Below are 14,856 nucleotides of genomic sequence, written 5' to 3' on the forward strand. Positions count from 1 at the left end.
TGCAATTAATTATCCTTTCAAAGCTCCCACCATAACACCTTTAACAAAATATTTCTGCAAAAAGGGATACAGGAGCAAAATAGGTGCCGTTGTCACGATGATGGCCGCATATTTTAATGTCTCGGCAACGTCGCGGCTCTGGATCAGGGTTGTGGTCCCAAGCATGCTGGCATTGTCGTTCTCGAGAATAATGTTTCTGACCACAAGCTGTATCGGATAGAGATCCTGATCCCGCAGAAAGATCATTGCATTAAACCAGCTGTTCCAGTGGCCCACGCCATAATAGAGAATCAGTACAGCAACAACCGGCATGGACAGCGGAATGAAGATCCGGAACAGGATCGTGAAATGACCGGCTCCGTCCAGAAATGCGGACTCCTCCAGTTCCTTCGGAATGGCCATAAAATAGGTCCGCATAATGATTAAGTTAAAGGTGCTGACAGCCGTAGGCAGAATAAGCGCCCATAAGGAGTCCAACAGCCCGTAAGATTTCACAATCAGATAGAAGGGGACCAGTCCTCCCTGAAAAAACATCGTAAACACGATAAAGAACATGATCGGCTTCTGCAGCATCACCCCTTCCCGGGATAGAAAATAGGCTCCGAGAGAGGTCAGCGTCATATTAATCCCGAGCCCCACTACTAATATGAAAAGAGTGTTTTTGAAGCCTGACAGGATCGTAGGATTGCTAAGAACTGCCTTGTAGCCCTCCAGGGAAAACCCTTGCGGCCACAGCAGGATGCCATTGAACGAAATCAGCTGGTTGCCTTTACTTAAGGAAGAGAAGAGGATATAGAGCATAGGATACAGCGTCAGAATAATCAGCAGCACCATAATAATGGCATTGCAAATGTCAAAAATACGTTCACCGAGCGACGTTTTAATCATCGTTGTCCACCCCTTACCAAAGACTGTTGTTACTAGCACGTTTACTGAAAGAGTTGGCGAGCAGCAAAATGGTGAAGTTGATCACGGAGTTGAATAGTCCCACCGCCGCGCTGTAGCTGTAGCTGAATTCCAAAATCCCTTTACGGTAAACATAGGTGGATATGACATCCGCCGTCTCATAGATACTGGCACTGTATAAGAGAATGATCTTCTCGAAACCGACGTTCATGATATTCCCCAGCGCCAGAATCAGCATAATCATAATGGTCGGAAGAATACCCGGCAGCGTAACGTGGCGGATCTGCTGCAGCTTCGTCGCTCCGTCAATCTTGGCAGCCTCATACTGCTGCTGGTCAATTCCGGTGATGGCCGCCAGATAAATGATGGTTCCCCACCCGATCTGCTGCCATATTTCACTGATTATATAAATGGGGCGGAAGGATTCCGGTTGCTGCAGGAAGGAGATCCGGGCGCCGCCAAAAAAGGCAATGACATCATTAATCAGACCATCGGATAAGGTAAAATACCGGATGATTCCGGCTACAACCACCAGTGTAATAAAATGCGGCATATAAGTGATGGTCTGTGTAATCCGCCGGAAAAGCGGGCTTTTTAATTCATTCAGCAATAATGCCAGAATAATAGGTGCGGGAAACCCGAATAGCAGGTTGAAAAAACTCAGCAAAACCGTATTCTTAATTACGCGAAAAAAGTAAATGCTGGAGAAAAACTCCTCAAAATGCTTGAATCCGACCCAATCGCTGCCCAGAATCCCTTTGGCCGGAACAAATTGCTTGAAGGCAATAATGGTGCCGTATAAAGGAACATAGTGAAATAGAAAATAGTAAATTACCACCGGAAGAATCATCAGGTAGAGCCATTTATTGCGCAATAAATCTTTGCCCAATCTGGTTTTCAGCATAACTTTCTCTCCTTTGCTGCAGTACTTAAGAAGGGGGCCGCCCATTTTATCCTATTTATAGCGGCCCCTGCTGACAGGGTCTACCGTTTCATGTAACGCTCATAAGCTGCCTGCTGAATCTCCAGTGCCCGCTCAATGCCCATATCTTTCAACTGCTGAACATATTTATCGTAATTATCAACGGATTCGGTACCCAGAATAATTTTGAGCTCGATCTCTTTTACAAGCGCGTTAATGTCATTCATAATACTGCTCATTTCATCAGCTTCCTCGGCTGTTGGTGTAATCGGTGGAAGCAGATGGCTTTCATGATTGGTTTTCTTCCAGATGTCGATGGACTCTGTGGTTTGCAAATATTTAGCTGGCAGATTGTTATCCTGCTGGATCATCGGGAAATTGGTTCCGTGCGAGTATTTCATCATGACCTGATCACTGCCGAGACCTTCCGGATTTTTAACCACCAGATCGGTATATGCAGGTTTGCCGTTCTCCAGAGTATACGTAGTGCCTTCAACGCCAAACGTATTCAGCAGGCTGCCTTCCTCGGTGTAGGCGTAGTCCAGCCAGCGCATCGCCGCTTCGACATTTTTGGCAGTGGCCGATATTGCGGCTGAGCTGGTGCCCGCATAGGCATTATCCAGTTGTCCGAACTCGGGGAGCTGGCCTTTGGCAGCAGAAGGATAAGGAGCCGCCACAAAATTGGCGTTCGGATCGGTTTCCTGTGCAGCAGAGTTGTACTTCTCGATATAGAACTGCCAGCCAATCGTTGCCCCGCTTACTTTGGAGGTCATCTTCTTGTCTACCGTTGCCGAATCAATCGAAGCAAAGTCCTTGTCAATCAGCCCTTCTTTATACCACTGAGCCATCGTTGTCAGATAATCCTTATATCCGGGCTCCAGGTAGCCGTACACTACCTTTCCGTCATTGATATAAAAGTTCCCCATCAATCCATAGGCCCCGGCAAAACCGCCGGTCCGTTCGCCCAGGAACATCGTGCGGAACGTTACAGGCGCAGCTGCATTTTTCTTTTCTTTAAAAGCAGTCAGCACCGTATGCCATTCATCAATCGTTTCCGGAACAGTCAAGTTCAGCTCATCAAGCCAATCCTTGCGGATAATAGGGCCGCCATATACCCGTCCGGCCTCGGAGCGGATGAACGGGAAGGCATAATAAGTGCCGTCATCCGTTTTGATCATTTTATCGATTTCAGGATGCTCCTGGAGCGTCTTCTTCAAATTGGGTGCATATTGATCAATCAGGTCATTCAGCTTCAGAATGTACCCTTGCTCTACCGCTTTATCCGGACCGCCCGGATACTGCAGCCATGTATTCAGAAAAATATCCGGCAGCTCACCCGAGGCCAGCAGCAGGCTGAATTTCTGGTCAGTCATGGGTGTTCCGCCTAAATGCTTGATTTTAATCCCTGTACGCTTTTCGTATTCGTCATCAATAGGCAGTTTTTCCGGAGTACCTCCCAATTGTTCGTTCATAAAGGTGAGCTCCGTGCTGCCAGACATCGGATAAGCGAATTCTGCGGCAGGTGTTTCATTGGAAGGAGGGTTAGAAGCGCTTTCATTATTGCTGTTGCTTGAATTGCCGCATCCGGCTGACAGCAGAGCAAGACCCAACAGCAGGATAACCGAGTGGTGAATTTTTTTCTTTTTGAATGTTTTCATCAACATGACGACCTCCGTTTAATGTGATTTGATGACTTGTTGCCTCTACAATGTAAGCGGATTTATACGGGCAAACAATGTTCAATATGCAAAATCCATTGATCAAAACGCAAAAAGCGGATAGGCATTTTGAGTCCCTATCCTCCTTTTTAAAAATTGAAGATCCAGTTTGTTTATTGCAGATTCTTATATCGGCCAGGCGTGATGCCTTCATATTTTTTGAATACCCGGATAAACGCACTGCTGCTGGAGAAGCCGACCCGGGAGGATATTTCTTCAATAGTGACCCCCTCCTGCAGCAGCGTTTTGGCCTCGCCGGTGCGGATCTGGCTGATGTAATCATGCAGCCCTTGCCCGGTTTGTTCCTTAAATAACCTGGATACGTACTGGGGAGTAATGCCGAAATGGGCGCCGATCATAGATACGCTGAGATTGATATCCGCATAATTGTCCTTCACATACGCAGATACCTCTTCCCCAATTCCGGTATTGGACATCAGAGTCAGCTTCTCATTGGCCATGCCGCAGGCCATCCGCGTCAGCTCCATCAGCTCTTGCCGGAATTCCCCGCGTGTTGTGCAGACTAATAGACGTTTCATTGGACGCCATTCTTCCCACAGCTTGGACCGCTGGGCCTCTTGAGGAATTGCCTTCATAATCGAGCTGGTCAAATCAATCATCGCATACCTCACCAGCTCAATGGACACCTGGGAACCGAAAAACTGTGCCAGAATGGCATCCACCATAGCTGATGCTTTATCAAACTCCCCGCTTTTAATCAGGTTAATAAATACGACTTCATCATTGATGGAGAGGTAATAATCCGTTTCCTGCGGCTCAATTTCCCCATACCAAATAGACAGATTCTCTTCCAGCACCAGCCGGTATTCCTGAGCCTCCAGCGCCTGAAGATAACCCTGGTGCAGGCTGTTCAGTCCGGTGTGGCGCTCGCTTCCGGCCATAACAATCTGCAGACGGTACTTCCGGTCAATAAACTCCAGTGTATTGGTCAGTGCTTCCTCAATATCCTCTTTCCAGCTGGCCGAACGTTCGGCATTGATATTGATTACAGCTGCCAGCATGCCGTCCATTTCGGTAAAGCTTAGACTATGGTGACCGCCGGTGAAGTCCATGATGATATTAGAAACGATGAAATTGGAAAGGCTTGGTGAAGGACTGCCTTCTCCCCCGCCCTGGATATAGAACAGCAGCACCGCGAAATCCTCAGAATCCCATTTAAAATGATGCAGTCTTGCCGCTTCCTCCACCGACAATCCATCTTCAGCCTGTCCTTTAAGCAGACGGGATAAATAATAGGTTTGCAGGACACGAAGCTGCCTGAACTGCCGGTTGTTACTGTCATCTCTTTCACGGATGGTGGCCAAAGCGCTCTCCCTGATGAAGGAAAACTCATCCAGTACCCGCTGTGTCTGCACATCCTTGGCACCCGAGAACATATTCACTAATTCGCGTACAGGATTATAGTTCTTGCGGGCAAAATATGAAATCACGCCGCCTCCGACCAAAAAGCAGAGCAGCAGCCCGAACAGGTTCAGATTGCGGATTTCCCGCGCTTTTTCCCAAAACACACTTGAAGGAAAGACGCTTATATATTTCCAGTCTGTTGTGTCTGAATCGATAAAAGATACCATGTTTTCGGTCCCGGCGATATTTATGAAAGAGGTTCCAGCTTTTTTGCCGCCTTCTTCGGTGTACGGCACGTTCTGAAAGCCGGCAAGGCTGTTGTTCTGGAACAAAATTTGATTATTCTTATCTACAATATACACATCACCTTTATTGACCCAATCCACATTTTTCAGCATACTTTGAATTTTGCTGCCGTTCAGCGGAAGGATAAGCGCTCCTTTAAATGCATTTTCCGCTCCGGCGCTTGAGAAAGGCTTCATTAAAACAACCTTAGTTTCCCAACGTTTGAATTGGGTGAAAGGGGTCAATGCCTTGCCCCCGGCAGACTCACCCTTCAACAGTAACAACCACTCTTCATAAGGCATACCAATCATTTGGCGGTTCATCTCATAAAAGGTTTGACTGTCTACATAGGTCTCATCCGTCAGCACCTTGTCCAGACGGCTTGAATACAAATAAATTCCGCTCACAAAATCATTTGTCGATTTATATTTGCTTAACTCCTGACGGGTTTTGTAAATCTGAAAGGATTGACTCTTCTCTTCCTTGGTTGTCATGTTCAAGTATTTATTCACATCATTATGAATGGACAACTGCATAGCCATCTTCTCAGCCTGGTCAATTTCACTGTCGACCGTATTCTGCATCTGCTTCAGCATTGCATGGCCTGCCCGCTCAATTTCATATTCAACGATTTGTTTAGTTTGCAGATATATGATAGCGCTAACAATAAGCGGAATAAGCATAATCACAGCATAGGAGACAATCCATTTGTAGGCCACACTTTTGCTGAACATCAACTTTTTTTGCTTCATATTCCGCACTCCCTTACGGTGTCTTTGCCTTTGTCCTTGCTAGATTTCAACTATATATATAAATGACCCGGAGGGCAATCTACAAAATGAACCTGATTGATTATTTGTAAACTTCCGCTTTTGCAATAGCCTATTGCAGTGAAAACTCAAAAACCTCTTTGTCGGCAGGAGGATACAAGGAGTGAACAGGCTGTTCCTCCGTCCTTTTGCTTCAAAAGAGGCTTCGGGCTTTATACGATTTGAAACACCGGCTGGTCTTTAACAAAGTGGACCGGAAGCTGTGGAAACTGCAACGACAGCCGCTCTGCCAGATAACTCATGCCGGGCGCTTCACTCTCTGCATGGCCCAGCATAATTAAGGCTTTACTCCGCCCTTGATGGGCTGCATCCCTTATATACTCTGGAGTCTCCCACTCCGGACCTTCTCCGGCTATGATTAAATCGAGGGACTCTTGTTCAATTAAGGGGATCGCCGTGGCACCGCTGCCCCTGTAACCGACCAGTATTCCCACTCTGCGGCATGAAGTTGAGAGGCTGCCTGCTACACGCAAGTAAGGAATTTGAAGCTGCCGTTTCAGATATTCTGCAACCTCCACAACCTTCATAGCAGGAATAGTCAGAATGGATGCAGAGGGCTGATGTGACGAAACATATTTCTGCCAATCAAGCGCCCGGAGAAGGCCTTCCATGATCCCATCCGGTGTATAGCGGTGCAGGTAATCATGAAACCGGTAAATCCCCAGTCCCGAGCCTGCGATCAGATCAGCTTTTTGCTTATATACAGGGTCATGCATGAGCCATTCCCGGTGATCCTGATGACTGAAAAAAACGCCTTCGTGCGTGATGATCAAATTGGCGCCCAAGGCAATAGCCTGTTCTATGACATACTGTGAAGCGGAGAAGGCTGTAACGATTCCCTGCACCTTCGTCTCCAGGCACCCTGGCTCCAGCTTGTCTACAGTTCCGTCCGGCGTAGCAATTCCTGCCGTTAATTTATCTATAATGCATCCGAAAGTAGGTGTCATTATGCCCTCCTAATGTTTTGTGAGCATAAGCCTCATCGAGACTCTGGTCTATTCATTGGGATATACAATAACCTTCAGGCTGCCGCTTTTGTTATGAATGGCCCGTTCGAGCGCTTCGCGGGTTTCTGCCAGCGGGTAACGGTCTGTAATTAACACACCTGCGTCCACGTCTCCCGAAGCCAAAAATTCGATTCCTTTGGGGTACGTATTGGCATATCGGAAGATGCCGTAAATGTCTATTTCGTTATCCGCAATAAAGGGCACATTAAGCGGTATCTCATCCTGTGCCGGCAGACCTACGATAGCCAGCCTTCCCCCGCGCCGTATGGAATATAGTGCCGACTGCAGCGCTTTCGGATTACCGGCAGTCTCCCAGGCCACATTTACGCCCGCCCCATCCGTTAATTGCTTGATGGTCTCTACCGCGTCCTCTTTCCTGATATTGATCGCATGCGTCGCTCCAAGGCGCAGCGCCGCCTCCAGTCTGACCTCCTCCAGATCGGTCACAATGATCCGGGAGGCCCCATGGGATTTGGCTGCCGCAACCGCCATCAGCCCGACAGGCCCCATCCCCATGATCGCCACCGTCTCACCTGCCTGCAGCCGGCTTCGTTTGGCCGCGTGGATGCCTACCGAGAAGGGTTCATTTAAAGCCGCTTCTTCAAAAGACAAATGAGCGGGAATCCTGAACACCATATCCTCGCGGATCGCCAGATACTGTACGAATGCTCCGTCTACAGGAGGTGTCGCAAGGAACTGGACATCGGGGCAAAGATTGTATCTTCCAGCCTTACAGGCGCTGCAGTGTCCGCAGGTCACTCCCGGTTCAACTGCAACACGGTCACCGATGACTGCTTTGGTTACCTTTTCTCCTGCGGCAACAATAACTCCCGCACATTCATGCCCCAGAATAATCGGCTTCTCCACTACAAACCGCCCAATCCGGCCATGCTCATAGTAGTGCAGATCCGAGCCGCATACGCCAACGGCCATAACCTGGACGAGCACTTCATGATCGCCAACCTCCGGTACCGGCACTTCCTTAATTACGATGCTCCCGGGTTTGTCCATGACCGCTGCTTTCATGGTCAAGGGCAGCTTATCTTGTCTTGTGACTTGTGAATGCTTGCTCATGTCCGTTCCCCCTCAGTAAATGACCCGTTTGCTGTTATCTTCGATCCCGCTCTTCCGGTAAAAGTACGTATTGATCTGGTCGCACCATTCCTTGGCATGACCGGCCTGCTCCTTCAGGCGTTCCTCCACCTGTACGTAAAGACCTTCTGCAACCTTGTCCTTTAGACTGGTCCACATTGACAACAGCTCTGCTGCACGCTCCGCACCTTCGAAGTGGGCATCATAAATATGCTGGATCACGGTTTTCCCGGAATGAAGCACATGGGTATATGGAACATGGTGGAAGAACAGTAGCAATTCATCGGGGCATTCCTCCAGAGAATCATAGTGCTCAGCATTGCTGCCTAAATATTGGGCACTGTAGCCAGTGCCTGTCTTAACCGTCCGGTCTACGCCGATTCCCCGATGGTCGGCATAATGATAGGTGCCCCACTGCGAATATTCATAACCGTCGACATTCGGTCCATAATGATGCTCCGGATTGATCATCCAGCCTACGCCCAGCGGTGCCGTGTAGGATTCATAAATCTCCCACGAATCAAGCAAAATCCGGCTAATGACGCCTGATACTACCGGGTCTGTGCCAAAGGTCAGCGAGATCCATTCACTGGCGATTTGCTCTGCCGTCAGCTCCGGATTCCAGGCAAGACGTCCGTATCCGTACAGATTCGCCTGTGCCAGCAGATGGCCGGTCCAATTCTTGTCATTGCCCACATTGGAAACCGCTGCAATACCACTGTAACGGTTGCCCCATAGTGATCCATCCACGATATGCTTTACAGGGGAAGCCTCTCCTTTGGCATAGGTGTTGAATTCCATGATCTCTTTCCATTGGGGGACCAGATAACAGACATGGCGCTGCTGGCCGGTATATTCCTGGGCAATCTGGAATTCAATCACCTGATTGGTCCGCTCCAGCGCCCCGAACAGTGGCGATACAGGCTCTCTGACCTGGAAATCCATCGGGCCGTTCTTGATCTGCAGGATCACGTTATCGTTAAATTTGCCGTCGAGCGGTTTGAAATGGTCATAGGCTGCTCTGGCCCGGTCGGTCTTGCGGTCCCGCCAATCCTGCTTGCAGTTATAGACGAAGCAGCGCCAGATCACGATTCCGCCAAACGGTTCAAGCGCTTCGGCCAGCATGTTGGCCCCGTCGGCATGGTCCCGGCCATAGGTGAACGGACCCGGGCGGTTCTCCGAATCGGCCTTGACCACAAATCCGCCAAAATCGGGGATGGCTGCATAGATTTCGGCTGCTTTACTCTGCCACCACCTGCGTACTTCAGGGTCCAAGGGATCGGCTGTCCCTACTTCTCCCTCATGCATCGGACCGGCAAAATTAACGCTCAGGAACAGCTTGATCCCATACAGCCTGAACACATCGGCAATTCTTGAAACGTCGGGCAGGTACTTCGAAATAAACAGCGTTTCAAGAGCATGGACATTCACATTATTGATCGCAATCGCGTTGATGCCTGCCGAGGACATCAACCGCGCATAATCGCGGATACGCTCCAGGTCGTCCGTGAACCGGTTGTTTTCATACAAAAACGATCTTCCCGAATATCCCCGCTCCACACTGCCGTCAAAATTATCCCAATGGTTGATCATCCGCAGCCCGTTCACCGGATTGACTACCTCGTCCAACCCTTCAATGCTCTGCAGGCTGCCGATCAGGCGCAGCAGGTGAAATACACCATAGAGAACACCCGCCGGTGATGAAGCGCCTACTGCAATGCAGTCATTTTCTTCACTGGATCGGATCGCAAAGCCTTCGGGGCCCACCTTTGCAAGGGTATCTTCAGCAAACACACTGGAAATTAATTCATTTCCTCCCTGGAAGGTGCCGATGGCAATACACAGCCCATCCGGTTTGGATGACACCTTTATGCCCAGCATAGATTCAATACCTCTTTGCCATTCCTGAAGCGCAGCCTGAACCATATCGTCCTTTTCGGCAGCCTTCACGGCCCCGCACCATTTCACGTATTGATTATATGCGTTCCCTTGCGGCAGCACCGGATAGCTTAACCAGGCATTGTATCCACTGTCAGCAAGAGTATGTTTATTATCGTTGGATGCTTTCATATGCAGAATTCCTCCTTGTTCTGGCCTGAAGTAATTTGACTTAGCGTACAGCTTCCCGGGTCAGCGACCGGTTCGCAGCAGAATCCTCCGCTTTCTCTATATCATATCTGACGCCGGCAGCCGGGAACATTGTCAAATCGAGCATTTATTTACCCAAATCAAGCAGAACTCAGATATACTGATATAGACAAAACAGAACTCAAATAATCGGGGGGGGAGCTTCTTGTGGTTTCAGCATTTCTGCCGCCTGTACTTGGACAAAGTATCAATGAAACGATTATACCGGATGTGAAAACAACTCTTAATCTGTTCGGTATGCATCTGCGAAAGGTAAGTGGAGAGTGGGATTATCCCGTCCATGCTCACCCTCAATACGAATTTAATTATGTGCTTGAAGGAGAACAGCTGATTATCGTAAATAATCACAGCTATACTCAGCGGGCCGGAGATCTGGTCCTGCTAAGGCCCGGAGATTCACATTCCAGTCGAAGCGGCAATGGCAAGCCCTTCACCTATTTCTGCATTCATTTTGATATCGATGACAAGATCCTGATCTCCCTGCTGAGCCGCCTGAACCATGTTCTCTTTGAATCCGACAGCACCATTGCCCATAAATTAGGTCCGGTTCTCTCTAAACTGGTGGAGATTTCAAAGTCAATTGCCGGAGATATTACGATGTCCCAGCGAATGCGGCTGCAGTCCGCAGTTTTCGATCTGTTCGCCCAGCTGTGGGAGGCCTTTTCCATTGATGCTCATTTATCTTCGTCCACTACTTATGAGAAGGTAGAGCTTGCCCACCAGATCCGCAGCCGCCTGCAGGGACTGGTCTATCAGCAATTCAAGCTGGAACTGCCTTACGACAGCCATTACGGCATTGATGACATTGCTGCAGAGCTTGGGATCAGCGCCTCACATTGTTACCGTGTATTCCGGCAAGTCTTCGGCATGTCGCCCAGAGTCTTTCTGTCCGAGCAAATGCTTCATGAAGCAAAGGTACTTCTGGATGATCCCAGCTTATCCGTGAGCCAGATTTCGGGCATTCTGGGTTACCGTGATATTGCCCATTTCAGCCGGCAATTCAAACGCTGGTACGGCAAATCACCGCGCGAGTATCGGGGATCAACGGACGAATAAGCTTGGGACACCCCTGGTTGTTTGAGCAGAACAAGTTTATGCAATCTTAAAAAAACGCAAAAAAAGAAATCGCCCTTTTTGGTAAAATGGAAGTGCCACCAACCATCTCAAAAAGAAGCGATTTCTTTGTATATTCAATATAGGATGGACTCGGGAAATTCAGTCTACCTTTGCACCATAGGAGCGCATAAAAAGAACTGTCCATCAAAATGCACCCCGGCAAATTCCTGATCCTCATACTGATACATACGATAATTCCTCCGGAATAATAAAGTTCCTGATACTTAAATTTTCTTCTTCCGCGGCGCTGCTTTCTTGCGGGCTTTGCTCTTTGCTGCAAGCTTTTCCTCAGCCAGCTTATGGATTTCTTCTATACGAAGCTGCTCTTGGCGGATCTTTTCTGCTGCCACCTGCTCCCTTTTCAATTGTAAATCTGCAGCAGCTTGTTCCTGAAAAGAAGGATTGGCTGTTTTCAAATAGCGCTCAAAGGCTTCCGGATACAGAAAGCTTTTTTCACCAATGGCTTCCGAAAATAACACGCTTATCCGTCCGTCGATATGGCTGACGACAATTCCAGGGCCATACCCGGTATGATAGATTTGTTCATTTACCCAGTTCATTGCGGCAATGCTCCTTTCATCCACTCTGCACACAACTTTTATCCAGCTCTTTTTTTAAATATTGGCCTGTATAGCTCGTTTCAACAGAAGCTACCTGCTCCGGTGTGCCTGTGCATACAATCGTTCCGCCTTCCGCTCCACCTTCAGGTCCCAGATCAATGATGTAATCTGCATTTTTGATCAAATCCAGATTATGTTCAATAACGACTACGGTATTGCCCGCATCGGTTAACGAATGCAGCACATCAATCAATTGATGCACATCTGAAAAATGCAGCCCGGTCGTCGGCTCATCCATGACATAAATAGTAGACCCGGTTGCCGGCTTAAGCAGCTCTGCTGCCAGCTTTACCCGCTGCGCTTCCCCTCCGGATAATGTGGTGGACGATTGCCCGAGCTTAATATAACCGAGTCCCACGCTGCAGAGCGCTTCGATCTTTTTGCGGATTTTAGGAATATTCTCAAAAAACTGAACTGCTTCCTGAGCCGTCATTTCCAGTACATCCGCAATACTCTTGCCTTTATAGTGGACCTCAAGCGTTTCACGGCTGTATCTTCGCCCTTTGCAAATGCTGCAGGGCACATAGACATCCGGGAGAAAGTGCATTTCCACCCTAATCAATCCTTCGCCCGCACAAGCCTCACAACGGCCCCCTTTTATATTGAAGGAAAACCGTCCCGGGCCATAAGCACGAATCTTCGCTTCATTGGTGAGCGAGAACAGCGTGCGGATATTATCAAACAAACCTGTATAGGTGGCCGGATTGGATCGCGGGGTACGTCCGATCGGTTGTTGGTCGATATTGATGATCTTGTCCAGATGCTCCATTCCTTCTATGCTCAGGTGAGCTCCGGGAACGGTATGAGCCCTGTTGAGCGATGCTGCCAGCTTTTTGTACAGGATTTCGTTGACCAGACTAGACTTACCTGAGCCTGAAACCCCTGTGACACAAGTGAACGTACCGAGCGGAATCGACACATGAATCCCCTGCAAATTGTTGGCGGCTGCCCCTGTAATGGTTAGCTGTTGTCCAGTTCCGGCACGGCGCGTTTCAGGTACGGGGATCTGCTTTTGCCGGGAAAGATACTGGCCCGTAATGGAGCGGGACTCCGCCAGGATGTCTTCAAGTCCCCCCTGCACCACCACTTCACCGCCATTCGTACCGGCATAAGGACCAATGTCCACGATCCAGTCCGCCTGCCGTATGGTATCCTCATCGTGTTCCACGACGATTAAGGTGTTGCCGAGATCACGCATTTTTTTCAAAGCCAGCAGCAGGCGGTCATTGTCCCGTTGATGCAGCCCAATCGAAGGCTCGTCCAAAATATACAGTACGCCCATCAGCCCGGAACCGAGCTGCGTCGCCAGACGAATGCGCTGGCTTTCACCGCCCGATAAAGTTCCGGCAGCTCTGGAAAGCGTTAAATAGTTCAGCCCTACGTTGTTCAGGAACTGATATCTGGAATCAATCTCCTGAAGAATAGAACCGGCAATCTTGGAATGTTCCTTCGACAAGCTCAGATTTCTAATCAATTGCAGTTCCGCGTCAATGGATAAGCTGCAGAATTCCGATATATTCAACCCATTAACAGTAACTGCAAGAACAACTGGGGACAGGCGGTCACCGTGACAATCCGGACAGGGCAATACGGACATGTACTCTTCAATTTCTTTTTGCATCGCCTCAGACTGTGTCTCGCGGTAACGCCGCTCCAGATTGTTCACAATGCCTTCAAAGGATTCTTTCACATATTTTCTTAAGGCCTCACTGGGATGGTACACTTCAAGCTTCTCTCCACGGGTTCCATACAGCAGCGCATCCAGTGCTTCTTCCGTAAGCTCGCCAAGCGGAGTGTCGAAGTCAAAGCCATACCTTGCTCCGAGCGCTTCATAGTACATTTTGCAAAAGGAATTACTTTTGACATTGTTCCAGCCGTTGGCCACAATCCCGCCTGAGTTGATCGAGCGGCTTTTATCAGGAATAACCTTGCCCGGATCGACCTTCAAATGCGAACCCAAACCTGAGCAGGCCGGACAAGCACCCTCATGATTGTTGAACGAGAACATACGCGGGGATAACTCCGGCAGTGAGATCGAGCAGTAAGGGCAGGCATAGGTCTGTGAGAATAAGGTCTCTTCACCGCTGGCGGTTTGACGAATAACGACCAGATCGCCTGAGAGCGACAATGCCGTTTCCAGGGAGTCTGACAGCCTTTGAACATCTATGTCCTTCACTATCAGACGATCAATCACTATTGCGATTTGATGTTTTTTATTTTTGTCCAAGCGTATTTCACCGGATAAGTCATGAACCTCCCCATTCACCCGGACCCGGACATATCCATTTTGTTTGGCCTGTTCGAATACATGCTGATGCTCTCCTTTTTGGTCACGGACGACGGGAGCCAGTATTTCGTATTTGGTTCCGATAGGAAGACTGCTGATCTGTTCCACAATCTGATCCACAGATTGGCGTTCGACCCTTCTCCCGCACGAGGGGCAATGGGGAATTCCGATCTTGGACCACAGCAAACGCAGATAATCATAAATTTCTGTAACTGTCCCCACTGTTGAACGCGGATTGTTTGAAGTCGTCTTTTGCTCGATGGCTACGGCAGGTGAAAGTCCGTCGATAGAATCGACATCCGGCTTGCCCCTAAGCCCCAGAAATTGCCGGGCGTAGGACGAGAGCGATTCCACATAACGCATTTGTCCTTCGGCATACAACGTATCAAAAGCCAGACTCGATTTGCCCGATCCGCTTACCCCGGTAAAAACTACGAATTGGTTGCGTGGGATGTTAAGACTGACATTCTTCAGATTATTTTCCCTGGCTCCGTGAACACTTATATATTTATGCATAAGGCCTCCTAATTTGAACAAAAAAAACACTCTTAAATAAATTC

The 14,856-nt window shown here is 48.8% G+C and carries 10 protein-coding genes; 1 reads left to right on the plus strand and 9 read right to left on the minus strand.

The annotated features are described in order from the left end of the window. Positions 1-9 precede the first annotated feature (9 nt). The 7 genes from ACAN56_RS05330 to ACAN56_RS05360 all read right to left on the minus strand — a co-directional run bounded on the left by ACAN56_RS05330 (position 10) and on the right by ACAN56_RS05360 (position 10,195). Positions 10-888, minus strand: coding sequence for a carbohydrate ABC transporter permease (locus tag ACAN56_RS05330; protein ID WP_379140951.1), 879 nt, complete (start codon positions 886-888; stop codon positions 10-12). Positions 889-901: 13 nt separating this feature from the next. Continuing rightward, on the minus strand, positions 902-1,810 hold the full coding sequence (locus ACAN56_RS05335) for an ABC transporter permease (protein ID WP_379140953.1): 909 nt from the start codon (positions 1,808-1,810) through the stop codon (positions 902-904). Positions 1,811-1,890: 80 nt separating this feature from the next. Continuing rightward, a complete protein-coding gene (locus tag ACAN56_RS05340) occupies positions 1,891-3,486 on the minus strand; it encodes an extracellular solute-binding protein (protein ID WP_379140956.1) in 1,596 nt (531 codons plus the stop codon). Positions 3,487-3,659: 173 nt separating this feature from the next. After that, positions 3,660-5,948, minus strand: coding sequence for an AraC family transcriptional regulator (locus ACAN56_RS05345; protein WP_379140958.1), 2,289 nt, complete (start codon positions 5,946-5,948; stop codon positions 3,660-3,662). Positions 5,949-6,178: 230 nt separating this feature from the next. Continuing rightward, entirely contained in the window at positions 6,179-6,973 is a 795-nt protein-coding gene (locus ACAN56_RS05350; protein WP_379140961.1) for a Nif3-like dinuclear metal center hexameric protein, read from the minus strand. A gap of 48 nt (positions 6,974-7,021) precedes the next feature. Continuing rightward, positions 7,022-8,107: an NAD(P)-dependent alcohol dehydrogenase gene (locus ACAN56_RS05355; RefSeq protein ID WP_379140963.1), complete on the minus strand. Its 1,086-nt coding sequence runs from the start codon at positions 8,105-8,107 to the stop codon at positions 7,022-7,024. A 12-nt stretch (positions 8,108-8,119) separates the two neighbouring features. Next, positions 8,120-10,195: an alpha-glucuronidase family glycosyl hydrolase gene (locus ACAN56_RS05360; protein WP_379140966.1), complete on the minus strand. Its 2,076-nt coding sequence runs from the start codon at positions 10,193-10,195 to the stop codon at positions 8,120-8,122. Between the two features lie 225 nt (positions 10,196-10,420). Here ACAN56_RS05360 and ACAN56_RS05365 point away from each other — a divergent pair, with 225 nt between their 5' ends. Further along, positions 10,421-11,329, plus strand: a complete 909-nt coding sequence (locus tag ACAN56_RS05365) for a helix-turn-helix domain-containing protein (RefSeq protein ID WP_379140969.1) — start codon at positions 10,421-10,423, stop codon at positions 11,327-11,329. 284 nt (positions 11,330-11,613) lie between these two features. Here ACAN56_RS05365 and ACAN56_RS05370 read toward each other — a convergent pair whose 3' ends face one another. Continuing rightward, on the minus strand, positions 11,614-11,949 hold the full coding sequence (locus tag ACAN56_RS05370; protein ID WP_038595233.1) for a hypothetical protein: 336 nt from the start codon (positions 11,947-11,949) through the stop codon (positions 11,614-11,616). Positions 11,950-11,965: 16 nt separating this feature from the next. Next, positions 11,966-14,812 (minus strand): excinuclease ABC subunit UvrA, encoded by a 2,847-nt coding sequence (gene uvrA / locus ACAN56_RS05375; protein WP_379140973.1) that lies wholly within the window; start codon positions 14,810-14,812, stop codon positions 11,966-11,968. Positions 14,813-14,856 lie beyond the last annotated feature (44 nt).

It is taken from the genome of Paenibacillus paludis (assembly GCF_042610515.1).
GTDB lineage: Bacteria > Bacillota > Bacilli > Paenibacillales > Paenibacillaceae > Paenibacillus_AQ.